22 protein-coding genes, 1 tRNA gene and 1 pseudogene are annotated in these 25,866 nt (G+C 71.7%); 12 read left to right on the top strand and 12 right to left on the bottom strand.

Going from position 1 to position 25,866, the window contains the following annotated elements:
- Nucleotides 1-113 precede the first annotated feature (113 nt).
- The 5 genes from I3F54_RS13965 to I3F54_RS13985 all read left to right on the top strand — a co-directional run bounded on the left by I3F54_RS13965 (nucleotide 114) and on the right by I3F54_RS13985 (nucleotide 6,727).
- Entirely contained in the window at nucleotides 114-1,622 is a 1,509-nt protein-coding gene (locus I3F54_RS13965; protein ID WP_240119052.1) for a resuscitation-promoting factor, read from the top strand.
- Nucleotides 1,623-1,863: 241 nt separating this feature from the next.
- On the top strand, nucleotides 1,864-2,739 hold the full coding sequence (gene rsmA, locus I3F54_RS13970; RefSeq protein WP_240119053.1) for a 16S rRNA (adenine(1518)-N(6)/adenine(1519)-N(6))-dimethyltransferase RsmA: 876 nt from the start codon (nucleotides 1,864-1,866) through the stop codon (nucleotides 2,737-2,739).
- A complete protein-coding gene (locus tag I3F54_RS13975; protein ID WP_240119054.1) occupies nucleotides 2,736-3,629 on the top strand; it encodes a 4-(cytidine 5'-diphospho)-2-C-methyl-D-erythritol kinase in 894 nt (297 codons plus the stop codon). Before rsmA ends, I3F54_RS13975 begins: the two co-directional genes overlap by 4 nt.
- A 126-nt stretch (nucleotides 3,630-3,755) precedes the next feature.
- The gene (locus I3F54_RS13980; protein ID WP_240119055.1) at nucleotides 3,756-5,561 is read left to right on the top strand and encodes an ABC-F family ATP-binding cassette domain-containing protein; all 1,806 of its coding nucleotides are present in this window, start codon (nucleotides 3,756-3,758) and stop codon (nucleotides 5,559-5,561) included.
- A 479-nt stretch (nucleotides 5,562-6,040) separates the two neighbouring features.
- Nucleotides 6,041-6,727, top strand: coding sequence for a response regulator transcription factor (locus tag I3F54_RS13985; RefSeq protein WP_240119056.1), 687 nt, complete (start codon nucleotides 6,041-6,043; stop codon nucleotides 6,725-6,727).
- A gap of 263 nt (nucleotides 6,728-6,990) precedes the next feature.
- Here the strand turns inward: I3F54_RS13985 and I3F54_RS13990 are convergent, their stop codons facing one another.
- Both I3F54_RS13990 and I3F54_RS13995 read right to left on the bottom strand, forming a co-directional pair.
- Nucleotides 6,991-7,338: a hypothetical protein gene (locus I3F54_RS13990; RefSeq protein WP_240119057.1), complete on the bottom strand. Its 348-nt coding sequence runs from the start codon at nucleotides 7,336-7,338 to the stop codon at nucleotides 6,991-6,993.
- A gap of 21 nt (nucleotides 7,339-7,359) precedes the next feature.
- Nucleotides 7,360-9,051, bottom strand: a complete 1,692-nt coding sequence (locus I3F54_RS13995) for a sodium:solute symporter family protein (RefSeq protein ID WP_240119058.1) — start codon at nucleotides 9,049-9,051, stop codon at nucleotides 7,360-7,362.
- A 176-nt stretch (nucleotides 9,052-9,227) separates the two neighbouring features.
- Here I3F54_RS13995 and galT point away from each other — a divergent pair, with 176 nt between their 5' ends.
- From galT to galK, 3 genes are read left to right on the top strand one after another with little or no spacing between them, the layout of a single operon-like run.
- Entirely contained in the window at nucleotides 9,228-10,289 is a 1,062-nt protein-coding gene (gene galT, locus I3F54_RS14000; RefSeq protein WP_240119059.1) for a galactose-1-phosphate uridylyltransferase, read from the top strand.
- The gene (gene galE, locus I3F54_RS14005; protein ID WP_240119060.1) at nucleotides 10,286-11,245 is read left to right on the top strand and encodes a UDP-glucose 4-epimerase GalE; all 960 of its coding nucleotides are present in this window, start codon (nucleotides 10,286-10,288) and stop codon (nucleotides 11,243-11,245) included. The genes galT and galE overlap by 4 nt, the downstream gene beginning before the upstream one ends.
- A gap of 43 nt (nucleotides 11,246-11,288) precedes the next feature.
- Nucleotides 11,289-12,452 carry a galactokinase gene (galK, locus tag I3F54_RS14010; protein ID WP_240119061.1) on the top strand — a complete coding sequence of 388 codons (1,164 nt, stop codon included), beginning with the start codon at nucleotides 11,289-11,291 and terminating at the stop codon, nucleotides 12,450-12,452.
- A 59-nt stretch (nucleotides 12,453-12,511) separates the two neighbouring features.
- Here galK and I3F54_RS14015 read toward each other — a convergent pair whose 3' ends face one another.
- The gene (locus tag I3F54_RS14015) at nucleotides 12,512-12,967 is read right to left on the bottom strand and encodes an N-acetyltransferase (protein ID WP_240119062.1); all 456 of its coding nucleotides are present in this window, start codon (nucleotides 12,965-12,967) and stop codon (nucleotides 12,512-12,514) included.
- A 230-nt stretch (nucleotides 12,968-13,197) separates the two neighbouring features.
- Between I3F54_RS14015 and I3F54_RS14020 the strand changes: the two genes are divergently transcribed.
- Nucleotides 13,198-13,965, top strand: a complete 768-nt coding sequence (locus tag I3F54_RS14020) for a response regulator transcription factor (protein ID WP_240119063.1) — start codon at nucleotides 13,198-13,200, stop codon at nucleotides 13,963-13,965.
- On the opposite strand, the gene tamR is transcribed toward I3F54_RS14020, so the two are convergent.
- Nucleotides 13,924-14,421, bottom strand: coding sequence for a MarR family transcriptional regulator TamR (gene tamR / locus I3F54_RS14025; protein ID WP_240119064.1), 498 nt, complete (start codon nucleotides 14,419-14,421; stop codon nucleotides 13,924-13,926). The two genes, I3F54_RS14020 and tamR, sit on opposite strands and share 42 nt — an antisense overlap.
- A gap of 107 nt (nucleotides 14,422-14,528) precedes the next feature.
- On the opposite strand from tamR, the gene I3F54_RS14030 reads away from it, so the two are divergent.
- On the top strand, nucleotides 14,529-15,341 hold the full coding sequence (locus I3F54_RS14030; protein WP_240119065.1) for a trans-aconitate 2-methyltransferase: 813 nt from the start codon (nucleotides 14,529-14,531) through the stop codon (nucleotides 15,339-15,341).
- Nucleotides 15,341-15,688: pseudogene (locus I3F54_RS14035) on the top strand (VOC family protein); the annotation flags it as partial. The gene I3F54_RS14030 and the pseudogene I3F54_RS14035, both read left to right, overlap by 1 nt.
- A 43-nt stretch (nucleotides 15,689-15,731) precedes the next feature.
- Here I3F54_RS14035 and I3F54_RS14040 read toward each other — a convergent pair.
- Both I3F54_RS14040 and I3F54_RS14045 read right to left on the bottom strand, forming a co-directional pair.
- The gene (locus I3F54_RS14040) at nucleotides 15,732-16,409 is read right to left on the bottom strand and encodes a TetR/AcrR family transcriptional regulator (protein ID WP_240119066.1); all 678 of its coding nucleotides are present in this window, start codon (nucleotides 16,407-16,409) and stop codon (nucleotides 15,732-15,734) included.
- Complete coding sequence (locus tag I3F54_RS14045) at nucleotides 16,406-17,413, bottom strand: fatty acid desaturase (protein WP_240119067.1); 1,008 nt, start codon at nucleotides 17,411-17,413, stop codon at nucleotides 16,406-16,408. Before I3F54_RS14045 ends, I3F54_RS14040 begins: the two co-directional genes overlap by 4 nt.
- 288 nt (nucleotides 17,414-17,701) lie before the next feature.
- On the opposite strand from I3F54_RS14045, the gene ppc reads away from it, so the two are divergent.
- Complete coding sequence (ppc, locus tag I3F54_RS14050) at nucleotides 17,702-20,443, top strand: phosphoenolpyruvate carboxylase (RefSeq protein WP_240119068.1); 2,742 nt, start codon at nucleotides 17,702-17,704, stop codon at nucleotides 20,441-20,443.
- Between the two features lie 267 nt (nucleotides 20,444-20,710).
- Here the strand turns inward: ppc and I3F54_RS14055 are convergent, their stop codons facing one another.
- The 6 genes from I3F54_RS14055 to I3F54_RS14080 all read right to left on the bottom strand — a co-directional run bounded on the left by I3F54_RS14055 (nucleotide 20,711) and on the right by I3F54_RS14080 (nucleotide 25,706).
- Nucleotides 20,711-21,199 (bottom strand): hypothetical protein, encoded by a 489-nt coding sequence (locus I3F54_RS14055; RefSeq protein WP_240119069.1) that lies wholly within the window; start codon nucleotides 21,197-21,199, stop codon nucleotides 20,711-20,713.
- A gap of 122 nt (nucleotides 21,200-21,321) precedes the next feature.
- Nucleotides 21,322-21,924, bottom strand: a complete 603-nt coding sequence (gene pth, locus I3F54_RS14060) for an aminoacyl-tRNA hydrolase (RefSeq protein ID WP_240119070.1) — start codon at nucleotides 21,922-21,924, stop codon at nucleotides 21,322-21,324.
- Nucleotides 21,925-22,095: 171 nt separating this feature from the next.
- Complete coding sequence (locus I3F54_RS14065; RefSeq protein ID WP_240119071.1) at nucleotides 22,096-22,692, bottom strand: 50S ribosomal protein L25/general stress protein Ctc; 597 nt, start codon at nucleotides 22,690-22,692, stop codon at nucleotides 22,096-22,098.
- 247 nt (nucleotides 22,693-22,939) lie between these two features.
- The gene (locus tag I3F54_RS14070; RefSeq protein ID WP_205384198.1) at nucleotides 22,940-23,920 is read right to left on the bottom strand and encodes a ribose-phosphate diphosphokinase; all 981 of its coding nucleotides are present in this window, start codon (nucleotides 23,918-23,920) and stop codon (nucleotides 22,940-22,942) included.
- A 134-nt stretch (nucleotides 23,921-24,054) separates the two neighbouring features.
- A complete protein-coding gene (gene glmU / locus I3F54_RS14075) occupies nucleotides 24,055-25,500 on the bottom strand; it encodes a bifunctional UDP-N-acetylglucosamine diphosphorylase/glucosamine-1-phosphate N-acetyltransferase GlmU (RefSeq protein WP_240119072.1) in 1,446 nt (481 codons plus the stop codon).
- A 130-nt stretch (nucleotides 25,501-25,630) separates the two neighbouring features.
- Nucleotides 25,631-25,706 (bottom strand) — tRNA-Gln (locus I3F54_RS14080).
- Nucleotides 25,707-25,866: the final 160 nt, after the last annotated feature.

Genomic DNA, 25,866 nt, shown 5'->3' on the forward strand with positions numbered 1-25,866 from the left:
ACCTTCCGTAGTCGTGCCGCTTTGGAGAGTAACCGTCGCTCCGCTAGGTTCTGTGGGCCCGATCCGGATCCCCGTGGACCCTCCGGATCACCGGACCCCTGGAGCGTGTCGGCGTGAGCAACTCGCAGCACAACGAGTCGGCGTACGGCGGACAGGCGTACACGCGGACATACGCCCCCCTCGATCCGCAGACCCCCCTCGCCCACCCCTTCGACCCGCACACCGCGGAGACGCTCGGGTACGGCGAGTCGTACGGCGCCTCGGGCCGGGCGGGGGAGCACGAGGACACCTACCGGCCCGCGTACGAGCAGCGCGGGGGTCGCGCTGAACCGGCGGCGCGCGTGGCCCGCGAGGCGTCCGGCAGGTCGCTGCCGCGCCAGGCGGGGAGCGTCCGCCCCGCCCCCGCACCGGACGGACCGGCGGGCGTGGAGGAGCCCGAGGAGGGCAGGGCGCCCGCGCCCGTTGCGAGCGCCGGAGCGAATCGGCGTGCCGCGCGCCGGCGCCGGACCCGACATGCCGAGCGTCCGGACAGTACCGTGCGCCGTCTGCTGCCCCAGGCGCTGGTCGTCGCCTTCCTCGCCGGCGGCGCCACCACCTTCGTCGCCAAGGACAAGGCGATCGAGCTGAGCGTCGACGGCGGCGCACCGCGCACTCTGCACACCTTCGCGGACGACGTCACCGAACTGCTCGCGGAGGAGGGACTGACGGTGGGAGCGCACGACGTGGTCGCGCCCGCCCCGCGCGCCGAACTCCGCAGTGGGGACGAGATCGTCGTCCACTACGGCCGCCCCGTACGGCTCACCATCGACGGCCACCAGCGCGAGGTGTGGACGACGGCGCACACCGTGGAGGGGGCGCTCAAGCAGATGGGGGTGCGTGCGGAGGGCGCGTATCTCTCCGTCTCGCGCTCCCGGCGCATCGGGCGCGAGGGGCTCGCGCTGGACGTGCGCACCGAGCGCTCCGTCACGGTCATGGCCGACGGCCGCGCACGCACCCTCCGCACCAACGCCGCCACGGTGCGCGAGGCGGTCGAGGAGGCCGGCGTCACCCTGCGGGGGCAGGATGCCACCTCTGTCCCACCCGGCAGCTTCCCCCGGGACGGCCAGACGATCACCGTGCTGCGGATCACCGGGGCGAAGGAGGTGCGTGAGGAGCCGATCCCGTTCGAGGTGCGGCGCATCGCCGATCCCACGCTGTTCAAGGGCACGGAGGCCGTCGGCCGGGCCGGCCGGCCGGGACTGCGGCGCGTGACGTACTCCCTGCGGACCGTCAACGGGGTGAAGCAGAAGCCGCGGCGCACCGGTACCGAGGTGGTGCGGGAGCCGCGCACACAGGTCGTGAAGGTGGGGACGAAGCCGCTGCCGGCGTCCGTGCATGGCGCCGACGGCCTCAACTGGCCGGGGCTCGCGGCGTGCGAGTCCGGCGGCCGGCCGGACGCGGTCGACTCCTCGGGCACGTACGGCGGCCTCTACCAGTTCGACACGCGGACCTGGCAGAGTCTCGGCGGGCGCGGGCGGCCCCAGGACGCGCCGGCGAGCGAGCAGACGTACCGCGCGAAGAAGCTCTACATGCGCCGGGGCGCGAGCCCCTGGCCCCACTGCGGGGCGCGCCTGCACGGCTGAGCGCCCCCGGGGTTCCCGACGCGCCCCGGAACCCACTCGCCGCAGCGCCGACACCCCCACCGCACCCCCTCACCGCTCGCCCTCCCCCCTGACGGCTCGTCCGCCCCCTTCGGCATCCCGGCCGCCCACCACCCCGGTTCCCGATCATCCGGGCCCCGTCCTCCCCGGTCGCCCCACCGCACCCGGCCCCCGCCCCGCCTCGGCGTCCGGCGGTGTCGGAGGGCCCCCGTACTCTTGTCCCGTGAGCACGAGCCCCGCCCCCGACGCCCTTCTGGGCCCCGCCGACATCCGCGAACTCGCGGCGGCCCTCGGCGTCCGCCCCACCAAACAGCGCGGACAGAACTTCGTGATCGACGCGAACACGGTCCGCCGTATCGTCCGCACCGCGGAGGTCCGCCCCGACGACGTGGTCGTCGAGGTCGGCCCGGGACTCGGCTCCCTCACGCTCGCACTGCTGGAGGTGGCCGAGCGGGTCACGGCCGTGGAGATCGACGACGTCCTGGCCGCCGCGCTGCCCGCCACGGTCGCCGCGCGGATGCCGGAGCGGGCCGACCGGTTCGCGCTCGTGCACTCCGACGCCATGCATGTCGGCGCACTGCCCGGCCCGCCGCCCACCGCGCTGGTGGCGAACCTGCCCTACAACGTGGCCGTGCCGGTCCTGCTGCACATGCTCGACACCTTCCCGAGCATCGAACGCACCCTCGTCATGGTGCAGGCGGAGGTCGCCGACCGGCTGGCCGCGGGACCCGGTTCGAAGGTGTACGGGGTGCCGTCCGTGAAGGCCAACTGGTACGCCGAGGTCAAGCGGGCCGGTGCCATCGGACGGAACGTGTTCTGGCCCGCGCCCAACGTCGACAGCGGCCTGGTCTCCCTGGTCCGGCGCACCGAGCCGCTGAGGACCACCGCCACCAAGGGCGAGGTGTTCGCCGTCGTCGACGCCGCGTTCGCCCAGCGGCGCAAGACGCTGCGCGCCGCGCTCGCCGGATGGGCCGGGTCCGCCGCCGCGGCCGAGGCGGCGCTCGTCGCGGCCGGCGTGTCGCCGCAGGCGCGCGGGGAGGCGCTCACCGTCGAGGAGTTCGCGCGGATCGCCGAGCACAAGGAGCCCGTTCAGCAGTGAGCGTCACCGTCCGCGTCCCGGCCAAGGTCAACGTCCAGCTCGCCGTGGGCGCAGCCCGCCCCGACGGCTTCCACGACCTGGCCAACGTCTTCCTCGCCGTCGGCCTGTACGACGAGGTCACCGCCACTCCCGCCGGTGACCTGCGCGTCACCTGCACCGGCCCCGACGCCGCGCAGGTGCCGCTGGACCGCACGAATCTGGCGGTGCGGGCGGCCGAGGCGCTCGCCGCCCGGTACGGCCGCGAGCCCCGCGTGCACCTGCACATCGCCAAGGACATCCCCGTCGCCGGAGGTATGGCGGGTGGCAGCGCGGACGGCGCCGCCGCGCTGGTGGCCTGCGACGCCCTGTGGGGCACCGGGGCCCCGCGGGAGGAACTGCTGGAGATCTGCGCCGAGCTGGGCAGCGACGTGCCGTTCAGCCTGGTCGGCGGGGCCGCGCTCGGTACCGGGCGGGGGGAGAGGCTGACGGAGGCGGAGACCGGCGGCACCTTCCACTGGGTGTTCGCGATGGCCACGCGCGGGCTGTCCACCCCGGCCGTGTTCCGCGAGTTCGACCGGCTGGCGCAGGACGGGCACGTGCCCGTGCCCGTCGCCTCCCGGGACGTCCTCGACGCGCTCGCCAAGGGCGACCCGGACGCGCTCGCCGAAGCCCTCACCAACGACCTCCAGCCCGCCGCGCTGTCCCTGTTCCCCGAGCTGGCGGACACCCTCGCGGCGGGGCGTGCCGCGGGTGCGCTGGCCGCGCTGGTCTCCGGCTCCGGCCCGACGACGGCCCACCTCGTGCGCGACGCCGAGGCGGCGGAGGAGGTGGCCCGGGCCCTGCACGCGTCCGGGACGTGCCGGTCCGTACGGGTGGCGGCGGGACCGGTGCCTGGCGCGAGGGTGATCTGAGGGCAGCGGCTCGCGACGGCCGGACCGACCGCCTCGTCACACACGGTGACCGCACCCTCGCGCGTCGGCCCGCCCGCCGCAGGCCCTAGGCTTGAAGGCTGACCGAACCCCCTGCGCAGGAGTGAAATGGCCGTCAACCTGGTCAATGTCGAGAACGTCAGCAAGGTGTACGGCACCCGTGCCCTGCTGGACGGTGTGTCGCTCGGCGTGTCCGAAGGGGACCGGATCGGTGTCGTGGGCCGCAACGGCGACGGCAAGACCACCCTGATCCGGATGCTCGCCAAGCTGGAGGAGGCCGACTCGGGGCGCGTCACGCACTCCGGCGGGCTGCGCATGGCCGTGCTGACCCAGCACGACTCGCTCGACCCGGAGGCCACCGTCCGCCACGAGGTCATCCGCGACATGGCCGACCACGAGTGGGCGGGCAACGCCCGGATCCGGGACGTGCTGACCGGCCTGTTCGGCGGGCTGGACCTGCCGGGTTTCCCCAAGGGGCTGGACACGGTCATCGGCCCGCTCTCCGGTGGCGAGCGGCGCCGCATCGCGCTGGCGAAGCTCCTCATCGAGGAGCAGGACCTGATCGTCCTGGACGAGCCGACCAACCACCTCGACGTCGAGGGCATCGCCTGGCTCGCCCGGCATCTGCAGGAACGCCGTTCGGCCCTCGTCTGCGTCACGCACGACCGCTGGTTCCTGGACCAGGTCTGCACGCGCATGTGGGACGTGCAGCGCGGCGATGTGCACGAGTACGAGGGCGGCTACTCCGACTACGTCTTCGCCCGGGCCGAGCGCGAGCGGATCGCGGCGACGGAGGAGGCCAAACGGCAGAACCTGGTCCGCAAGGAGCTGGCCTGGCTGCGGCGCGGCGCACCCGCGCGCACGTCCAAGCCGCGCTTCCGGGTGGAGGCCGCCAACGAACTGATCAGGGACGTGCCGCCGCCCCGGGACAGCAGCGAGCTGATGAAGTTCGCCTCCTCGCGACTCGGCAAGACGGTGTTCGACCTGGAGGACGTGACCGTCCAGGCCGGCCCCAAGGTGCTGCTCAAGCACGTCACCTGGCAACTCGGGCCCGGCGACCGCATCGGCCTCGTCGGCGTCAACGGCGCCGGCAAGACCTCCCTGCTGCGGGCGATGGCCGAGGCGGCCCGCTCGGAGGGCGAGACCCAGCCGGCCGGCGGGCGCGTCACCGTCGGCAGGACGGTCAAGCTGGCCTACCTCTCACAGGAGGTCGCCGAACTCGACCCCGCCTGGCGGGTGCTGGAGGCCGTGCAGCAGGTGCGCGAGCGCGTCGACCTCGGCAAGGGCCGCGAGATGACCGCCGGTCAGCTGTGCGAGACGTTCGGCTTCGGCAAGGAGAAGCAGTGGACGCCGGTCGGTGACCTGTCCGGCGGTGAGCGCCGCAGGCTCCAGCTGCTGCGCCTGCTCATGGGCGAGCCCAACGTCCTCTTCCTCGACGAACCCACCAACGACCTGGACATCGAGACGCTGACGCAGTTGGAGGACGTCCTCGACGGCTGGCCCGGCTCGATGATCGTCATCTCCCACGACCGGTTCTTCGTCGAGCGCACCACCGACCGCGTGTTCGCCCTCCTCGGCGACGGCGCCCTGCGGATGCTGCCGCGCGGCATCGACGAGTACCTGGAACGGCGTCAGCGGATGGAGGAGACCGCTGCGGCGTCCGCCGCGCCCGCCGTGCAGAAGCCGGTGGCCGAGAAGACCTCCGCCGGCCAGCGGGCCGCCAAGAAGGAGCTCCAGAAGATCGAGCGGCAGCTCGACAAGGTCTCCGAGAAGGAGACGCGACTGCACGCGCAGATCGCCGAGCACGCCACCGACTTCGCGAAGGTCGCCGAACTCGACGCCGAGTTGCGCGAACTCGCCGGGCAGCGCGAGGAACTGGAGACGCGCTGGCTGGAACTCGCCGAGGACGCGTAGGGACGCGCGCTGCCCCGCGCGCCGGGCCACGCGCCTTTCGCAGAGGGACGGCGCAGGGCGCGTGAAGGGGGCGTGAAGGCGCGTGACGACGGCATCACGGGCGCCCCGTCTTCCCTCGGGAACGGGAGAGGGACGGGGCCCGTGTGCCGTGGGTCCCTGGTGGCAGACGTCGCCGTCCGGGAACGGTCCGGTCGCGACCACGGGTCGACCGCGCATCCCAGGATGCGGCCAGGAATGAGCCTCACCGCTCCGGAACGTTCCTGTTCGGGGGCCAGGCCTTTCACTTAGCGCGCATCACCCTCGAATGTGGGGAATGTCGGCGATCCGGGGCACTTCTGCCGCGTAGGGGCAGCGCGATGCCTCACCAGCGTGTAGCTTCCGGGAGCATGAACGACGGAGACGCCGGGGGGCGCTCTGTCCATGTGGCCCGTGGACATCCATAGTGGGCATCCAAATGGAGGGGGACTGGGGGGTTCTCTGTGGGAGTGCGGCTGATGGTGGTCGACGACCACCGACTTCTCGCCGAGGCGCTGGCCTCGGCGCTGAAGCTGCGGGGGCACCGGGTGCTCGCGGCGGCGGCGCCCGCCGCCGGGGCGGCGGAACTGGTGATCGCCCGAGCACCGGAGGTGTGTCTGCTGGGTACGGCGGCGCCGGCCGAGCCCGGGATCTTCGATCCCGTTGTGAAGATCAAGCGGGAGCGTCCGCAGGTGGCGGTGCTGGTGCTGGGCCCGGTGCCCAGCCCGCGCGGCATCGCGGCGGCGTTCGCCGCCGGCGCCTCGGGCTATGTGCGGCACGACGAACGCATAGAGGGCGTGGAGCGGGCGATCATGAAGGCGAGGGCAGGGGAGGCCGCGGTGGCGCCGCAGCTGTTGCAGGGGGCCTTCGGCGAACTGCTGAATCCCGCCGCCCAGCCCGATGACGAGGGGCAGCGGCTCCTGCAGATGCTGACGCCGAGAGAGGTCGAGGTGCTGGTGCGGGTGGCCGACGGGGAGGACACCCGGCTGATCGCGGCGGGGATGGGCATCGCGCCGTCCACCGCGCGGACGCATGTGCAGCGGGTGCTGATGAAACTGGGCGTGGGGTCGCGCCTGGAGGCGGCAGCGCTCGCAGCGCGTACGGGGCTCCTGGACCGTGCCGGACCGGCGCGCGGGGCGGGGCCGGCGTAGGAGGTCACCCGGCGCGGGGAGCAGGTGCGGGCGCGAGGCGCACGACCGGGCGTCCGTGGCGGGGTGGGCGTGCGGGGCGTGCACCGTGGGCGCGCGAAGACGGAGTGGAGCCTGGGGCGCGCCCCGGCGCGAGCGGGAGCGGCGCACGCCGCGCGGTTCCGTGCCGCGCCGGCGCCCGGCAGTGATGCGCGCCCTCAGGCAGGTCGCGGGCGCCCGGCGCCGGCGCGGGTGACCCCGCGCCGGACGTGGGTCGTGCGCCCGTCTCAGTCCGCGGGCTTCTGCTCCCGCGGGACGTCCGGCGGCGGAGGCTTGGCCGGCCGCAGCTTCAGCCAGGCGAGGAAGAACAGGCCCAGCAGCAGCATGCCCAGGCCGGTCCAGAGGTTGATGTTGACGCCCTGGGCCTTGTCGATGGCGGCGTCGGAGTCGGTCAGCCCGGTGAGCGTGACGATGACGCCGTAGAGCACGAACAGTCCGCCGATGATGCGCCGCAGGTCGAAGATGCGGGCGGCGGTGGCCGACTTGTGCTCCAGGTCCACGACCTCCCGCTGGACGTCCTCGTCGGTGTAGCCGTGATGCGGGGGGTGCTCGGGGCCCGGGGGCTGTTCGGTCACTGTCTCTCCATCCTCCAGCGATCAGAACGAGAACGGGATGTAGCAGGCGGCCGCAAGGATCAGCGCGCCCCAGCCCAGGAGGGCCGGCCTGCGGTACCAGGCGTCGTCGCCGGCGGCGGGCGGTTCGGCCGTGCCGGGGGAGCGCGTGCCGTAGACCAGGCCCCGGAGCTCGTCGGCCGGTCTGGGCGCGGTGAACAGCGACACCGCGAACATCACCACCGCGCCGGCCGCGAAGCCGACGATGGCCGACACGAAGTTGGCGCCCTGGTCGGTGGGGATGCCGACGATTCCCTGCTTGTAGATCCAGAAGTAGTTGAGCATCGCCGCGGCGGTGCCGGCGAGCAGCCCCCAGAAGCCGGACTTGGCGGACGCCCGTTTCCAGAACATGCCGACGACGAACACCACGAACATCGGCACGTTGAAGAAGGAGAACAGCGTCTGCAGGTAGCTCATGATGTTGGAGAACGACGACGCCAGGAACGCGGTGCCGATCGACGCCAGGACGCCGATCGCGGTGATCAGCCGCCCGAACCGCACGTAGTAGCCGTCCGCGCGGTCCCGGACGACGTAGCGCGCCCAGATGTCGTTGGTGAAGACGGTGTTGAACGCCGACACGTTGGCGGCCATGCCGGCCATGAAGGCGGCGAGCAGTCCGGTCACGGCGATGCCGAGCACGCCGTTGGGCAGCAGCTGCTGCATCAGGTACGGGATGGCGTGGTTGTACTGGAGGCCGGAGCCGGCGGTGCCGATGTCCGGCACCAGGGCGGCGGCGACCAGGCCCGGGATCATCACCAGGAAGACGATGAAGATCTTCGGGTACGCGGCGATCAGGGGCGTGCGGCGGGCCGCGGAGAGGTTCTTCGCCGACAGGGCGCGCTGCACCTCGGCGAAGTTGGTCGTCCAGTAGCCGAAGGACAGCACGAAGCCGAGGCCGAGGACGATGGTCAGCCAGTTCGCGCCCAGCGGGTTGGCGCTGCCGATGCCGGTGTCGCCCCAGGCCGTGGTGAAGTCGGCGCCGTGGGCCTCGGTGAGGGTGTCGGTCAGGCCGCTCCAGCCACCGGCCTTCTTCAGGCCGAGTACGACGATCGGGATCAGGGCCGCGAGGATCACGAAGAACTGGAGCACCTCGTTGTAGATCGCCGAGGACAAGCCGCCCAGGGTGATGTACGCCAGGACGAAGAAGCCGGCGACGACGATGGCCACCCACTGCGGCCAGCCCAGCAGCGCCTCGACGACGATCGCGAGGGCGTAGAGGTTGACGCCCGCGATCAGGACGGCGGCGAAGCCGAACAGGATCGAACTCAGCAGATGTGCGCCTCTGTCGAACCGCAGCAGCAGGAACTCGGGGACCGAGCGGACCTTGCTGCCGTAGTAGAAGGGCATCATCACCAGGCCGAGGAAGACCATGGCGGGGATGGCGCCGATCCAGTACCAGTGGACGGTGTAGGCGCCGTACTGGGCGCTGTTGGCGGCCATGCCGAGGATCTCGGTGGCGGCGAGGTTGGCCGAGACGAACGCCAGGCCGGTGATCCAGGCGGGCAGCGAGCGTCCGGAGAGGAAGAAGTCGAGCGTCGTCCTCACCGACGTGCGGGCGGCGAAGCCGATGCCCAGGACCACGGCGAAGTAGATGCCGAGGATCGTGTAGTCGAGCCAGTTCGTGGAGAGCCGTAGCTCCGCGGCCAGGTCGGCGGCCGGGTGTGTGGGGGCGTGCATGAGGACTCGCTTCGTCGCGCGAACTGATCCGGACCGGAATCTACGCCTCCGGCTCCGGTTCCCGAGCGCGTCCGCTGGCGCGCTTGGTCGGATCGTGATGCCCGGAGGGCTGGTGGGTTGTGGTTTGTTATGTTTGTTTGTGTTGAATGATTGGGTGCGGGCATAGGGAGTCCGGCGTGAAGAAGACCTCGACCCGGCTGGCGGACGGTCGTGAGCTCATCTACTACGACCTTCGCGACGGCGTGGTCCGGACCGCGGCCGACCGCCGTCCGCTGGAGCGGACCGTCACCACGTCCGAGGTCCGGCGCGACGTGCTGCTCGGCGACGCGGTGGCCGTCGCCTCGCACCGGCAGAGCCGCACCTACCATCCGCCGGCCGACGAGTGCCCCCTGTGCCCGTCCGAGGGCGAGCGAATGAGCGAGATCCCGGACGCGTCGTACGACGTCGTGGTCTTCGAGAACCGCTTCCCCTCCCTGGCAGGCGACTCCGGGCGCTGCGAGGTCGTCTGCTTCACCAGCGACCACACCGCCTCCTTCGCCGACCTCGACGAGGAGCAGGCCCGGCTGGTCCTGGAGGCCTGGACCGACCGGACGTCGGAGTTGTCGCATCTGCCCTCCGTCGAGCAGGTCTTCTGTTTCGAGAACCGGGGGGCCGAGATCGGCGTCACCCTCCAGCACCCGCACGGGCAGATCTACGCCTACCCCTTCACCACCCCCCGCACCGCGCTGATGCTGCGCCGACTGGGCGCACACAAGGAGGCGACGGGCGGGGAGAACCTCTTCGACGCCGTCCTGGAACGGGAACTCGCCGCCGATCGGGTCGTCCTGGAGGGTGAACACTGGGCCGCCTTCGTGCCCTACGCGGCGCACTGGCCGTACGAGGTGCACCTCTACCCGAGACGGCGCGTGCCCGACCTGCTCGGCCTTGACGAGCAGGCGCGCACAGAGTTTCCCAAGGTCTACCTGGAACTCTTGAGGCGCTTCGACCGGATCTTCGGCGAGGGAGAGTCTCCGACGCCGTACGTCGCGGCCTGGCACCAGGCCCCGTTCGGCGCCCTGGAGGAGTACGACGGCGTCAAGCGCGACGACTTCGCCCTCCACCTGGAGCTTTTCACGATCCGCCGCACGTCCGGCAAGCTGAAGTACCTCGCGGGCTCCGAGTCCGGCATGAGCGTGTTCATCAACGACGTGCCGCCGGAGCACGCGGCCCAGCGACTTCGAGAGGCAGCGAGCTCATGAGCGGCAAGTACCTGGTCACCGGCGGAGCAGGGTACGTCGGCAGCGTGGTGGCCCAGCACCTGCAGGAGGCCGGCCACGAGGTCGTCGTCCTCGACAACCTGTCGACCGGCTTCCGCGAGGCCGTGCCGGCGGGCGCCGTGTTCGTCGAGGGCGACATCCGCGACACCGCCAAGTGGCTGGACGCCTCCTTCGACGCCGTGCTGCACTTCGCCGCCTTCTCCCAGGTCGGCGAGTCCGTCGTGAAGCCGGAGAAGTACTGGGACAACAACGTCGGCGGCACCATGGCCCTGCTCGGCGCGATGCGCGAGGCCGGCGTCCGCACCCTCGTCTTCTCCTCCACGGCCGCCACCTACGGCGAGCCCGCCGGCACCCCGATCACCGAGTCCGACCCGACGGCGCCCACCTCGCCGTACGGCGCCTCCAAGCTCGCCGTCGACCACATGATCACCGGCGAGGCGGCGGCGCACGGGCTGGGCGCGGTCTCCCTGCGCTACTTCAACGTGGCGGGCGCCTACGGGGCGTACGGGGAGCGCCACGACCCCGAGTCCCACCTGATCCCGCTGGTGCTCCAGGTCGCCCAGGGCAAGCGGGACGCCGTCTCCGTCTTCGGCGACGACTACCCGACCCCGGACGGCACCTGCGTCCGCGACTACATCCACGTCGCCGACCTGGCCGAGGCCCACCTGCTGGCCCTGCGGGCCGCCCGCCCCGGCGAGCACCTGATCTGCAACCTCGGCAACGGCAACGGCTTCTCCGTCCGCGAGGTCATCGACACGGCGCGCCGGGTCACCGGCCACCCGATCCCCGAGGTGGTCGCCCCGCGCCGGGGCGGCGACCCGGCGGTCCTGGTGGCCTCCGCCGCCGCGGCCCGCGAGAAGCTGGGCTGGAACCCGTCGCGCGCGGACCTGGCGGGAATCGTCGCCGACGCCTGGGAGTTCACCTGCACGCACAGGTAAACGGCGCGCAGGGCGGACAGGACATGACGAAGGGTCAGGGGACATGAGCGAGGCTGTGGCAGGGGCGGTCGCCGAGCGGTTCGCGCAGCTGTACGGCGCCGAGCCGGAGGGGGTGTGGGCGGCGCCGGGCCGGGTCAACCTGATCGGCGAGCACACCGACTACAACGACGGCTTCGTCATGCCGTTCGCGCTGCCGCACACCGCGGTCGCGGCCGTCTCCCGCCGTACGGACGGCGTACTGCGCCTGCACTCCGCGGACATCGAGGGCGGCGTCGCCGAGTTCCGGGCGGCGGATCCGGCGCCGCAGTCCGACCGCGGCTGGACGGCGTACCCGGCAGGCGTGGTGTGGGCTCTGCGGACGGCCGGGCACCCGGTGACCGGCGCTGACATCCACCTCGACTCCACCGTCCCGGCCGGCGCCGGCCTGTCGTCGTCGGCGGCGCTGGAGGTGGTGGTGGCGCTCGCGCTGAACGACCTGTTCGAACTGGGCCTGAGGGGCTGGCAACTGGCCCGCCTGTGCCAGCGTGCCGAGAACGTCTACGTCGGCGCGCCCGTCGGCATCATGGACCAGACCGCCTCCGCCTGCTGCGAGGCCGGGCACGCCCTGTTCCTCGACACCCGGGACCTTTCCCAGCGTCAGATCCCTTTCGACCTGGCGGCCGAGGACATGTGCCTGCTCGTCGTCGACACGCGGGTCAAGCACGCGCACAGCGAGGGCGAGTACGGCAAGCGCCGCGCCGGATGCGAGAAGGGGGCGGCCCTCCTGGGCGTCGACGCGCTGCGTGACGTGGCGTACGGCGACCTGGACGAGGCACTGGCCCGCCTCGGCGACGAGGAGGAGGTGCGCCGCCTGGTCCGCCACATCGTCACCGAGAACCACCGCGTGGAGCGGGTGGTGTCCCTGCTGACGTCCGGCGAGACCCGCGCCATCGGCCCGGTTCTCGTCGAGGGCCACGCCTCGCTCCGCGACGACTTCCGCATCTCCTGCCCCGAGCTGGACCTGGTCGTCGACACGGCGATGGCCTCCGGCGCCCTGGGCGCGCGCATGACCGGCGGCGGCTTCGGCGGTTCGGCGATCGTCCTGACCGAGGCGGCCGACGCCGACGCGGTCACCAGGGCCGTCGAGCAGGCCTTCACCGCGGCCGGTTCCACCGCCCCCCGCGTCTTCGAGGCGGTGCCCTCGGCAGGCGCCCGCCGCCTTGGCTGAGCGGGCGGGCAGGGGGCGCCGGGTCCGGTGCGGGACCCGGCGCGCCCGGCCGCCTCGGCTCAGGCCAGCCGCTTCGTCAGCGTGTACTCCGTGACCCCCGGCGGATAGTCCTCGATCATGCCCACCACCTCGTAACCCTGCTTCCGGTAGAAGCCCGGTGCCTGGAAGTCCCAGGTCTCCAGGCGCACGTTCCGGCAGTCGCGTTCCTCGCGCGCGAGCCGCTCGGCCGCCGCCAGCAGCCGCGAGCCCAGGCCCGCCCCCCGGTGCCGCTCGTCCACCCACAGGTACGTCACGTGCAGCCACGTGGCCCAGGTGTGACCGACCAGGCCGCCCGAGAGGCCGTCGGTGCCGTCGAGGGCCCAGACGTGCAGCGGGAGTTCGCGTGCACCGACGGTGCCGCGCAGGGCGCGCAGGACCGGGGAGGCCGCCGTGTTCGTGTCCCGGAGGCGCGCGTGGAGCAGATCGCGCCGCTCCTTGCTCACTTCTGCCTCGATACGAAACATGCGGCACACCATAAACGCGTCCGGCGGTCAGTTCTGCAAATAGCCTTCCGCAGGACGGTGGCAGCCCTAGTCTGTGAGCAGCACCGGTGGGGGCCGGTGCTGATCAGGGGGCGAGACAGTCGGGTACGGCGCCCGAAGTGGGGGTAGCGATTCCGGTGCGGCGGCGGCCGTCCGGAGGTGCGACCCTCCGGACGCCGTGCCCGCGCCGGTCGGCGTTCTCCCGGAGCAGTGGGGGGTAGTCAGTGGTTCGTATCCGAGTCCTGGTCGTCGACGACCACCGCATCTTCGCCGAGTCGCTCGCCGCCGCCCTGGCCGCCGAGCCCGATGTCGACGTGTCCGCGGCCGGCAGTGGCCCGGCGGCGCTGCGCTGTCTGGAGCGAGCGGCTGCCGAGGGCCGCCGCTACGACGTCGCGCTGGTCGACGCCGACCTGGGCGGCAACGTGCCAGCGGGCCGGCCCGCGGTGCCGGTGCAGGAGGGCAACGAGGACGGTCTCGTCGACGGCATCTCGCTGGTCGCCGGGGTGCGCAGCGCCCAGCCGGCCGTACGGACCGTCGTGCTCGCCGAGAAGGACGATCCGCGCCGGGCGGCGCTGGCCCTGCAGGCCGGAGCCTGCGGATGGGTCGCCAAGGACTGTTCGCTGTCGCGGCTGCTCGCCGTCATCCGGGGCGTGCTGCGCGACGAGACGCATCTGCCGCCCGCGCTGCTCACCGGGGTCCTCAGGGAACTGACCGCGGCCCGCAGGCACCGCACCGAGAGCGAGCGACTGGTCCAGTCGCTCACCCCGCGGGAGCGGGAGGTGTTGCGGTGCATGGTCGCGGGGCTGGGACGCAAGGCCGTCGCCGAACGGCTCTACCTGTCCCCGCACACCGTCCGCACCCATATGCAGAACGTGCTCGGCAAGCTCGGTGTGCACTCCACGCTCGCCGCGGTCGCCCTCGCCCGCCGGGCCGGGGTCGGACCCGCCGACCTAGCCGGGGATGTTGTCGAACGGGGCGGTCAGCTGGCGTAGCAGCGCCGCCAGCTCGCCGCGCTGCGCGCGGGAGAGCTCGGCGAGGATCGCCCGTTCCTGGTCGAGGAGCCCGGCCAGCGCCTGGTCGGCGCGGTCGCGGCCCTCGTTCGTGAGGCGGACCAGCACGCCGCGCCGGTCGCTGGGATCCGGAAGCCGTTCCACCAGGCCCTTCTTGGTCAGGCGGTCGATGCGGTTGGTCATCGTCCCGGACGTCACCAGTGTCTGGGTCAGCAACTGGCCGGGGGAGAGCTGATAGGGCGATCCCGCGCGCCGGAGCGCGGTCAGCACGTCGAACTCCCAGGGCTCCAGCTGGTGCTCGGAGAAGGCCAGACGGCGTGCCCGATCCAGGTGCCGGGCCAGCCTGCTCACCCGGCTGAGTACCTCGAGCGGTTCCACGTCGAGGTCCGGGCGCTCCCGGCGCCACGCTGCGACCAGCCGATCGACCTCGTCCTCCATGGCGATCAGTGTAGTGGTTGTGTCGACGTGAAGTCTCTTGACGTCAAGATATCTACCGTGCAGGCTGGTAACCAGAGCCGCCCCGCGTCTCCGAAGGAGGCCCACCCATGCCTGCTGCCACCTGGGACCCCGTGCAGTACCTGCGTCACGCCGGCCACCGCGCCCGCCCGTTCGCCGATCTCCTGGCCCGCGTCCCGGAACTCCCCGGAAAGCCGCCCCGGATCGCCGACCTCGGCTGCGGACCGGGCCATGTCACCGCCACCCTCGCCGACCGCTGGCCCGACGCCCACGTCACCGGCTACGACAACTCGCCCGCGATGCTCGACCGCGCCGTCACCGAGCACGAGGGACCCACCCCGGGCGGTGGACGCCTCGACTTCGCCCCCGCCGACGTCCGCACCTGGACCCCCGCCGAGCCGTACGACCTGATCATCAGCAACGCCACCCTGCAGTGGGTGGACGGGCACCTGGACCGGTTCGCCGGCTGGATCGACGCCCTCGCCCCCGGCGGCACCTTCGCCTTCCAGGTCCCCGACAACATCGACGCCCCCCTGCACGCCCTCATGCGCGAACTCGGCCGCAGCCCACGCTGGCGCGACCGCCTCGGCGACGTGCTGCGCCACGAGGACTTCGTGCACGCCCCCGGCACGTACCTCGACACGCTCGCCCGGACCGGTTGTGAGACGGACGTGTGGCAGACGACGTACGCGCACATCCTGCCCGGCGAGGATCCCGTCCTCGACTGGGTCAAGGGCACCGGCCTGCGCCCGGTCCTGACCGCCCTCGCCGACGACCCCGCCTCCTGCGAAGCCTTCGTCGCCGAGTACCGCGACCTGCTGCGCCGGGCCTACCCGAGCGCCCCCTACGGCACCGTCCTGCCGTTCCGCCGGCTGTTCGGCGTCGCCCGGAAGGCCGCGTGATGATCACCGCCGACCATGTGCAGCTCGCGGCGCCGCCGGGCTGCGAGGAACGGCTGCGGGCCTTCTACGTCGGCGTCCTCGGCATGACGGAGATCCCCAAACCCGCCGCGCTCGCCGCCCGCGGCGGCTGCTGGTTCCGGGCCGGCGGCGTGCGGCTGCACCTGGGCGTCGAGCAGGGCTTCCGGGCGGCGAAGAAGGCCCACCCGGGGCTGCGGGTGTCGGACATCGGTGCCTGTGCCGCCCGGCTCGCCGCCCACAACGCCCCCGTCACCTGGGACGACGCCGTCCCGGACCGGCGCCGCTTCCACAGCGAGGACCCTGTCGGCAACCGGCTGGAGTTCACCGAACAGGCGCCTCCCGCGGTGCGCCGCACCGGCGAAGCCGCCGTCGTCAGCTCTTGCGGTGCCCTATCAGCCGCGGCTTCGGCTCCAGCCCGTCCAGGCCGTGCCACGCCAGGTTCACCAGGTGAGCCGCCACCTCGGCCTTCTTCGGACGGCGCACGTCCAGCCACCACTGGCCGGTCAGCGCCACCATGCCGACCAGCGCCTGCGCGTACAGGGGGGCGAGTTTCGGATCGAAACCCCGGGACTTGAACTCCTTCCCGAGGATGTCCTCCACCTGCGTGGCGATGTCGGAGATCAGCGAGGCGAAGGAGCCCGTCGACTGCGGGATCGGCGAGTCCCGGACCAGGATGCGGAAGCCGTCGGTGGACTCCTCGATGTAGTCCAGGAGCGCGAAGGCCGCCTGTTCGAGGAGTTCGCGGGGGTGGCCGGCGGTCAGTGAGCCCGTCACCATGTCCAGCAGGCGCCGCATCTCCCGGTCCACCACCACCGCGTACAGGCCCTCCTTGCCGCCGAAGTGCTCGTACACTACCGGCTTGGAGACCCCGGCCTTCGCCGCGATCTCCTCCACCGAGGTGCCCTCGAAGCCCTTGGCCGCGAAGAGGGTGCGACCGATCTCCAGCAGCTGCTGGCGGCGCTCGGCACCGGTCATCCGGGTGCGACGCGTACGCCGCGGCTTGTCGTTGCTGGAGGTGCTGCTGGAGTCGGTCGCCACGGCGTCAATCATGCCGCCTCGGCCGTCACCTTCCCGCGTCGGGAGCCGTCCTGGTCATCGTTGCGGCGCGAATCGATACGCGAGCGTGACGGCCAGCGCACGTCGTACGCCCAGCCCAGCTGCTCGAACCAGCGGATGAACCGCGCGGACGAGTCCAGCTGTCCGCGCTCCACCCCGTGCCGCGCCGACGTCGGGTCGGCGTGGTGCAGGTTGTGCCAGGACTCGCCGCACGACAGCACCGCCAGCCACCACACGTTCCCCGAACGGTCCCGCGACTTGAACGGACGCTTGCCGACCGCATGGCAGATCGAGTTGATCGACCAGGTCACGTGGTGCAGCAACCCCACCCGGACGAGTGAACCCCAGAAGAACGCCGTGAACGCGCCCCACCACGACATCGTCACCAGTCCTCCGACGAGCGGGGGCAGCGCCAGCGACACCACCGTCCACAGCACGAACTGCCGGGACACCGCCCGCAGCGCAGGGTCCTTGATCAGGTCAGGGGCGTACTTCTCCTGCGGCGTCTGCTCCTCGTCGAACATCCAGCCGACGTGCGCCCACCACAGGCCCTTCATCAGCGCCGGAACCGTCTCCCCGTACCGCCACGGCGAGTGCGGGTCGCCCTCGGCGTCGGAGAACTTGTGGTGCTTGCGATGGTCCGCGACCCAGCGGACCAGCGGACCTTCGACCGCCATCGAGCCCGCGATGGCCAGTGCGATCTTCAGCGGGCGCTTGGCCTTGAAGGAACCGTGGGTGAAATGACGGTGGAAACCGATGGTGATGCCGTGGCACCCGAGGAAGTAGAAGAACACCAGCAGACCGAGGTCCAGCCAGCTCACCCCCCAGCCCCAGGCCAGCGGCACCGCCGCGATCAGCGCCAGGAACGGGACGGTGATGAAGAGCAGGAGGGTGATCTGTTCGATCGAGCGCTTCTGCTCGCCGCCCAGCGTGGCGGACTGCATCGGCGCGGTGTCCGTCTTCGGGGCGTCTTCGATCACGTCGGAGCTTGCGGTCATGGGCGTCCCCTGTGGGGTCGAGGGTTGAGGGAGTTGCCGTCCGGCCGGAATCGCGGGAGCGTTCCTACGCCTGCGTAACCTACGGCGTCGTAAGTATGGCAGCGCATCACCCGGCGGCAAGAGCCCGAGAGCCTGCGCGTCCCGACCGGCACCTATCCTTGACTCGGTCGGACAGCGCGGTCCGCTGTGAATTCTTCCCGGATGTCCCGCCCGTATGCGGCAGCCGCCGCCCGAGCCGACCTCCGGGTTCCCTCCAGACGAGCTTCAACACTGCAAGGAGCCGCACCTGTGAGCAGTGCCGACGACCAGAACGTGTCCACGGCGACCACCAACGCCGAGCTGCGCGCCGACATCCGCCGACTGGGTGACCTTCTCGGGGAGACTCTCGTCCGGCAGGAGGGGCCCGAGCTCCTGGACCTGGTGGAAAAGGTCCGCCGCCTCACCCGCGAGGACGGCGACGCCGCTGCCGAGCTGCTGCGCGGCACCGAACTGCAGACCGCGGCCCAGCTGGTCCGCGCCTTCTCCACGTACTTCCACCTCGCCAACGTCACCGAGCAGGTCCACCGCGGACGGGAGCTGCGCGCCCGGCGCGCCGCCGAGGGCGGACTGCTCTCCCGCACCGCCGACCGCCTCAAGGACGCGGACCCCGAGCACCTGCGCCAGACCGTCCGGCACCTCAACGTGCGCCCGGTCTTCACCGCCCATCCCACCGAGGCCGCGCGCCGGTCGGTCCTCAACAAGCTCCGGCGCATCGCCGCGCTCCTGGAAGAGCCGGTCCTCGACTCCGACCGCCGGCGCCACGACACCCGGCTGGCCGAGAACATCGACCTCGTCTGGCAGACCGACGAGCTGCGCGTCGTGCGCCCCGAACCCGCCGACGAGGCCCGCAACGCCATCTACTACCTCGACGAACTCCACGCCGGCGCCGTCGGCGACGTCCTGGAGGACCTCACCGCCGAGCTGGAGCGCGTCGGCGTCACGCTCCCCGACGCCACCCGCCCCGTCACCTTCGGCACCTGGATCGGCGGAGACCGCGACGGCAACCCCAACGTGACCCCCGAGGTCACCTGGGACGTCCTCATCCTCCAGCACGAGCACGGCATCAACGACGCCCTGGAGATGATCGACGAGCTGCGCGGCCTCCTGTCGAACTCCATCCGCTACGCCGGTGCCACCCCCGAGCTGCTGGAATCACTCCAGGCCGACCTCGAACGCCTGCCCGAGATCAGCCCCCGCTACAAGCGCCTCAACGCCGAGGAGCCCTACCGGCTCAAGGCCACCTGCATCCGGCAGAAGCTGGAGAACACCAAGCAGCGCCTCGCCAAGGGCACCCCGCACGAGCCGGGCCGCGACTACCTCGGCACCGGCGAGCTGCTGGCGGACCTCACCCTCGTCCAGACCTCGCTGCGCGAGCACCGCGGCGGCCTCTTCGCCGACGGCCACCTCAACCGCATCATCCGCACCCTCGCCGCCTTCGGCCTCCAGCTGGCCACCATGGACGTCCGCGAACACGCCGACGCCCACCACCACGCCCTGGGCCAGCTCTTCGACCGCCTCGGCGAGGAGTCCTGGCGCTACGCCGACATGCCCCGCGAGTACCGCACCAAGCTGCTCGCCAAGGAACTCCGGTCCAGGAGGCCCCTCGCCCCCACCCCGGCCCCGGTCGACGCCGCCGGGGAGAAGACCCTCGGCGTCTTCCGGACGGTCAAGCGGGCGCTGGAGGTCTTCGGTCCCGAGGTCATCGAGTCCTACATCATCTCCATGTGCCAGGGCGCCGACGACGTCTTCGCCGCCGCCGTCCTCGCGCGCGAGGCCGGCCTGCTCGACCTGCACGCCGGCTGGGCGGAGATCGGCATCGTGCCGCTGCTGGAGACCACCGACGAGCTCAGGGCCGCCGACACCATCCTCGAGGAGATGCTCTCCGACCCGTCCTACCGGCGCCTGGTCGCGCTCCGGGGCGACGTGCAGGAGGTCATGCTCGGCTACTCCGACTCCTCCAAGTTCGGCGGCATCACCACCTCGCAGTGGGAGATCCACCGCGCCCAGCGCCGGCTGCGCGACGTCGCCCACCGCTACGGTGTGCGGCTGCGCCTCTTCCACGGCCGCGGCGGCACCGTCGGCCGCGGCGGCGGCCCCTCCCACGACGCCATCCTCGCCCAGCCCTGGGGCACCCTGGAGGGCGAGATCAAGGTCACCGAGCAGGGCGAGGTCATCTCCGACAAGTACCTCATCCCGTCCCTGGCCCGGGAGAACCTGGAGCTGACGGTGGCCGCGACCCTGCAGGCCTCCGCCCTGCACACCGCGCCCCGCCAGTCCGGCGAGGCCCTCGCCCGCTGGGACGCCGCCATGGACGTGGTCAGCGACGCCGCCCACGCCGCCTACCGCCGCCTGGTCGAGGACCCCGACCTGCCCGCCTACTTCTTCGCCTCCACCCCCGTCGACCAGCTCGCCGAGCTGCACCTGGGGTCCCGGCCCTCGCGCCGTCCCGACTCCGGCGCCGGCCTCGACGGCCTGCGCGCCATCCCGTGGGTGTTCGGCTGGACCCAGTCCCGGCAGATCGTCCCCGGCTGGTTCGGCGTCGGCTCCGGCCTGAAGGCACTGCGCGAGGCCGGCCTGGACACCGTCCTGGAAGAGATGCACGAGCAGTGGCACTTCTTCCGCAACTTCATCTCCAACGTCGAGATGACCCTGGCCAAGACCGACCTGCGCATCGCCCAGCACTACGTCGACACCCTGGTGCCGGACGAGCTCAAGCACGTCTTCGACACCATCAGGACCGAGCACGAGCTCACCGTCCAGGAGGTGCTGCGCGTCACCGGCGAGGCGGGACTCCTCGACCACGAGCCCGTGCTGAAGCAGACCTTCTCCATCCGCGACGCCTACCTGGACCCGATCTCCTACCTCCAGGTCACCCTGCTCAAGCGCCAGCGCGACGCGGCCGCGGCCCGGGAGGAGGCCGACCCGCTGCTGTCGCGGGCCCTGCTGCTGACCGTGAACGGCGTGGCGGCCGGCCTGCGCAACACCGGCTGACGCCGGCGCGCGGGACGGGGGATCCGGACGCGGGTCCGTCACCCACGGATACGGCGGTGCCCCCGGGGACGAACCCCGGGGGCACCGCCGTATGGCCGTATCGTTCGGCCGCCGGCCGCGTCCTGCCCGGGGCTGGGTCTCCCGCCACCGTACGGGCGTCGGGAGCGCCCGCGTGTGCCGGTCCTGCAGCGCCGGTCACCGTTCGGCCGTCTCCCGGTCAGGGCACCGGCACGGACCCGGGAGGCCGGTGGGCCCGTGAGGAGGCGGTCACACCGCCGCGAACGCCGCCGTCAGCAGAGCCGTCCCCGCGCATGCCAGTACCCACGCCGCCCGCGTGCGCCGCAGACCGCCCGCCACCACGACCGCCGCCAGCAGCAGCGCGCCGCCCAGCGGCACCCAGGCGTAGAGCACCCCCGCCGGACCGGACCGCACCACCTCGTCGGTGCCCGGCTTCAGCACCACCGTGTAGGTCTCGCCCCGCCGCACGGCGACCGTCCGCTCGATCACCACCGGAGGCCGCGCCCGCGACCCCGGCGACCATGGCGTGAAAGTGCCCGTGCAGGTGTGCTCCCCGCACCGCGCCACCTCCACCGTGCCCTGCTCCCGCCCCTTGGTCAGCATCACGTGCTGGGCCGTTCCCCACGACGCCCACACACCGGCGACCAGGATCAGCACCGTGACCGCGCCCGTCGCCGCGATCTGCCCGAAGCGCAGCGCGGCGACGGTGGCCGCAGAGGAAGTGACGGCTGACAACATGGCCGAGATCCTTGGCCATGACCTTGCCCTTGGTCAACTCATGGAGAGCGGAGAAGAGCAGGGCAGAGCCGACCTCCACGCCGGCACCGGACCGGCGGCGCACCCCGCACACGACGCACGCGTCAGGTGTTGTACGTGCTCTGCGCCCGTTCCAGCCCCTCGATCACCAGGCACTCCACCGCGTCCGCCGCCCGGTCCACCAAGTAGTCCAGCTCCTTGCGCTCCGTCGCGGAGAAGTCCTTCAGCACGAAGTCCGCCACCTGCATGCGACCCGGCGGACGCCCGATCCCGAACCGCACCCGGTGGTACTCCGCCCCCATCGCCTTCGTCATCGACTTCAGGCCGTTGTGACCGTTGTCCCCGCCGCCCAGCTTCAGCCGCAGAGTGCCGTAGTCGATGTCCAGCTCGTCGTGGACCGCCACCACATGTGCCGTGGGCACCTTGTAGAAGTCCCGCAGCGCGTTCACCGGCCCGCCCGACAGGTTCATGTACGACATCGGTTTCGCCAGCACCACCCGCCGGTTCCCCGGCCCCGGCGGACCGATCCGGCTCTCCAGCACCTGCGCCTGCGCCCTGCTCGCCCGCTTGAACCGGCCCCCGATCCGCTGCGCCAGCAGGTCCGCCACCATGAACCCGACGTTGTGCCGGTTCCCGGCGTACTCCGGCCCGGGATTGCCGAGCCCCACGATCAGCCAGGGGGCGTTGGCATCGGTCGTCACGTGCATGTCTCCTTGATACGCGATCGCCGCACGCGTCGGTACGCGCCGGAAGGCGCAGTAACGCGCTGATGCGCGCCGGGAGCCCCGGACGCGCTGCTGTGAGTCGGCGGGACGCCGATACGCGTCAGCCGCTGCCCCCCGGGGGAACAGCGGCTGATCGACGGCGAACCGCGAGGATCAGGCCTCGGCGGCCTCTTCGCCCTCGCCCGCGGCGCCCTCGGCGGCCTCCTCGGCCTGCGCCTGCAGGACCTGCAGCACCACCGCGTCCTCGTCCACGGCCAGGGACACGCCGCCCGGCAGCGTGATGTCCTTGGCGTGCACCGCCGCGCCGGACGCCAGGCCCTCGATGGAGACGGTCACGTGCTGCGGGATGTGCGTCGCCTCGGCCTCGACCGGAAGCGCGGTGAGCACGTGCTCGAGCAGGTTGCCACCCGGCGCCAGGTCGCCCTCGGTCTGCACGGGGACCTCGACCGTGACCTTCTCGCCGCGCTTGACCAGCAGCAGGTCGACGTGCTCCAGGAATCCCTTCAGCGGGTCGCGCTGCGCCGCCTTCGGGATCGCCAGCTCGGAGGACTTGCCGTCGATGTCCAGGGAGATCAGGACGTTCGGCGTACGCAGCGCCAGCTGCAGCTCGTGGCCCGGCAGCGCCAGGTGCACCGGCTCGGTGCCGTGGCCGTAGAGCACACCGGGCACCTTGTTGGCGCGGCGGACGCGGCGCGCGGCGCCCTTGCCGAACTCGGTGCGCGTCTCGGCGCTGAGCTTCACCTCGGACATGATGATCACTCCTCGTAGGAAGCGGAAACGGACGTGGTCACCCGGCCACGAACGGCCTGCTACGAAGAGCGCGTCGATAACGGAGTGCCGGTCCCCGAACGGAACGCGGCCTCCCTCGCCGAGCAACTGCAGCAGTCTACTCACACGGGGAGGCCGCACCCAAAAGGATCACCGTGGACCGGGAAGGCCTGCCGGGCAGCGCGGCGGAGGTGCGTGCAGAACCCTTACTGCACGCGCCCCGCGCCGATCACTGCTCGTCGAACAGGCTTGTCACCGAGCCGTCCTCGAACACCTCACGCACCGCCGACGCGATCGTCGGGGCGATCGACAGGACCGTGATCTTGTCCAGTTCGCGGTTCAGCTCACTCGGCGTCGGCAGCGTGTTCGTGAACACGAACTCACTCACCCGCGAGTTCTTCAGCCGGTCCGCCGCCGGGCCCGACAGCACACCGTGCGTCGCCGTCACGATGACGTCCTCCGCGCCGTGCGCGAACAGCGCGTCCGCCGCCGCGCAGATCGTCCCGCCCGTGTCGATCATGTCGTCGACCAGGACGCACACCCGGCCGCGCACCTCGCCCACGACCTCGTGGACCGTCACCTGGTTCGCCACGTCCTTGTCACGCCGCTTGTGCACGATGGCCAGCGGCGCGCCCAGACGGTCGCACCAGCGGTCCGCCACCCGCACCCGGCCCGCGTCCGGCGACACGACCGTCAGCTTCTCCCGGTCCACCTTCCGGCCCACGTAGTCCGCCAGCAGCGGCAGCGCGAACAGGTGGTCCACCGGGCCGTCGAAGAAGCCCTGGATCTGGTCCGTGTGCAGGTCCACCGTCAGGATCCGGTCCGCACCCGCCGTCTTCATCAGGTCCGCGATCAGACGCGCCGAGATCGGTTCACGCCCGCGGTGCTTCTTGTCCTGCCGCGCGTAACCGTAGAAGGGAACGATCACCGTGATGGAGCGGGCCGAGGCACGCTTCAGTGCGTCGATCATGATCAGCTGCTCCATGATCCACTTGTTGATCGGAGCCGTGTGGCTCTGGATCAGGAAGCAGTCGGCACCACGCGCCGACTCCTGGTACCGGACGTAGATCTCACCATTGGCGAAGTCGAAGGCCTTCGTCGGGACGACCCCGACACCCAGCTGGTGGGCGACCTCCTCGGCAAGCTCGGGGTGGGCGCGGCCGGAGAAGAACATCATCTTCTTCTCGCCGGTCGTCTTGATCCCGGTCACAGCACTGTCTCCTCAGAGGTGTCGCAGCTGGGTGTCGAGCAGACCTCGCCACTGGGCGTGAGAGGTCGTCTCAGCTGGTGGGGTGTGGGTGTGCGCTTATCACGTTACGCCGACTTCGACGTGCCCGTTTCCGGTCAGTCTTCACCGCCGGCCTCGAGTGAGGCCGCCTCGGCCGCCTTCGCCGCCGCACTGCCCGGACGCTTGCGTGCCACCCAACCCTCGATATTCCGCTGCTGACCACGGGCCACGGCCAGCGAACCGGGCGGCACGTCCTTGGTGATCACAGAGCCGGCAGCCGTGTAGGCGCCGTCCCCGACCGTGACGGGAGCCACAAACATGTTGTCGGAACCCGTCTTGCAGTGCGACCCGACGGTCGTGTGGTGCTTCTTCTCACCGTCGTAGTTCACGAACACGCTCGCGGCCCCGATGTTCGAGTGGTCACCGATGGTCGCATCGCCCACGTAGGACAGGTGCGGCACCTTCGTCCCCTCACCGATCCGGGCGTTCTTGGTCTCGACGTAGGTACCGATCTTCGACTTCGTCGCCAGCCGCGTACCGGGCCGCAGGTACGCGTACGGCCCCACCGCGGCCCGCGGACCCACCTCGGCACCGTCCGCGACCGTGTTGTCGACCCGCGCCCCGGCCCCGACCCGCGTGTCCTTCAGGCGGGTGTTCGGACCCACTTCGGCGCCCTCCGCCAGATGCGTGGCACCGGCCAGCTGCGTACCCGGATGGATGACGGCGTCCTGCTCGAAGGTGACGGTCACATCGACCCACGTGGACGCCGGGTCCACCACCGTCACACCGGACAGCATGGCGGCCGCCAGCAGCCGCTCGTTGAGAACGCGGCGCGCGTCCGCGAGCTGCACCCGGTTGTTGATCCCGGCGATCTCCCGGTGGTCGCCGGCGACCGAGGCACCGACGCGGTGACCGGCCTCACGCAGGATCCCGAGGACGTCCGTGAGGTACTCCTCGCCCTGGCTGTTGTCCGTGCGCACCTGCTTCAGCGCGTCCGCCAGCAGCTGCCCGTCGAACGCGAACACCCCGGAGTTGATCTCCCGGATCTCCCGCTGGACCCCGGTCGCGTCCTTGTGCTCCACGATCCCGGTCACGGCGCCCGTGTCGTCGCGCACGATACGGCCGTAGCCGGTCGCGTCCGGCACCTCCGCCGTGAGTACGGTCACGGCGTTGCCGTCGCCGTGATGGGCGGCAGCGAGCCGGGCGAGGGTCGCACCGGTGAGCAGGGGCGTGTCACCGCAGACGACCACGACCGTCCCGTCGACACCCCCGCCGAGCTCCTCCAGCCCCATGCGGACGGCGTGCCCGGTGCCGTTCTGCTCCGCCTGCACGGCCGTCCTGACGCCGGGGGCGGTCTCCGCCAGATGGGCGGTGACCTTCTCGCGTGCGTGCCCGACCACGACGACCAGGTTCTCGGGGTCCAACTCACGGGCTGCGGCCAGCACGTGACCGACGAGACTGCGACCGCAGATCTCGTGCAGGACCTTCGGTGTGGCCGACTTCATACGGGTGCCCTCACCCGCTGCGAGTACGACGACGGCTGCCGGGCGAATGGCGCTCACAGGGTTGCCCTTCGGCTGTTGGTGGGGTGGGGAGGTGGACACCCGCAGGATACCGGGGCGTTTCTTGGGGGACATGGGAGCGGGCCCTGATCCGTCTGGGTCAGGGCCCGAACCGCGGTCTCGTGCGCTGTGGCTCCCCCGCAAGGATTCGAACCTTGTCCTGCTGGTACCAAAAACCAGTGTGCTGCCAGTTACACCACGGGGGACGGCGCCTCAGACCATACCGGAGACGCCCCCGCGCCCGGGCCACGATCGCGGTCCGTCAGCCTGCCCGACGGATGTGCCGGACACATGCGTCCGGGCGGACTGATCGATTCCGGGGGATGAACGGGCGGGGGGTCGGCAGTGCGAGGGATACCGGTGGGT

It is taken from the genome of Streptomyces sp. MUM 2J, assembly GCF_022414535.1.
Taxonomy (GTDB): Bacteria; Actinomycetota; Actinomycetes; order Streptomycetales; family Streptomycetaceae; genus Streptomyces.

Coding starts and splice junctions, on each gene's coding strand:
- tamR (WP_240119064.1), bottom strand. CDS start 14,421: ATGGAGGACGAGGTCGATCGGCTGGTCGCAGCGTGGCGCCGGGAGCGC.
- I3F54_RS14045 (WP_240119067.1), bottom strand. CDS start 17,413: ATGACCGCAAGCTCCGACGTGATCGAAGACGCCCCGAAGACGGACACC.
- I3F54_RS14055 (WP_240119069.1), bottom strand. CDS start 21,199: ATGTTGTCAGCCGTCACTTCCTCTGCGGCCACCGTCGCCGCGCTGCGC.
- I3F54_RS14065 (WP_240119071.1), bottom strand. CDS start 22,692: ATGTCCGAGGTGAAGCTCAGCGCCGAGACGCGCACCGAGTTCGGCAAG.
- I3F54_RS13995 (WP_240119058.1), bottom strand. CDS start 9,051: ATGCACGCCCCCACACACCCGGCCGCCGACCTGGCCGCGGAGCTACGG.
- I3F54_RS14040 (WP_240119066.1), bottom strand. CDS start 16,409: ATGATTGACGCCGTGGCGACCGACTCCAGCAGCACCTCCAGCAACGAC.
- pth (WP_240119070.1), bottom strand. CDS start 21,924: ATGCACGTGACGACCGATGCCAACGCCCCCTGGCTGATCGTGGGGCTC.
- I3F54_RS14015 (WP_240119062.1), bottom strand. CDS start 12,967: ATGGTGTGCCGCATGTTTCGTATCGAGGCAGAAGTGAGCAAGGAGCGG.
- I3F54_RS13980 (WP_240119055.1), top strand. CDS start 3,756: ATGGCCGTCAACCTGGTCAATGTCGAGAACGTCAGCAAGGTGTACGGC.
- I3F54_RS14030 (WP_240119065.1), top strand. CDS start 14,529: ATGCCTGCTGCCACCTGGGACCCCGTGCAGTACCTGCGTCACGCCGGC.
- galK (WP_240119061.1), top strand. CDS start 11,289: ATGAGCGAGGCTGTGGCAGGGGCGGTCGCCGAGCGGTTCGCGCAGCTG.
- galE (WP_240119060.1), top strand. CDS start 10,286: ATGAGCGGCAAGTACCTGGTCACCGGCGGAGCAGGGTACGTCGGCAGC.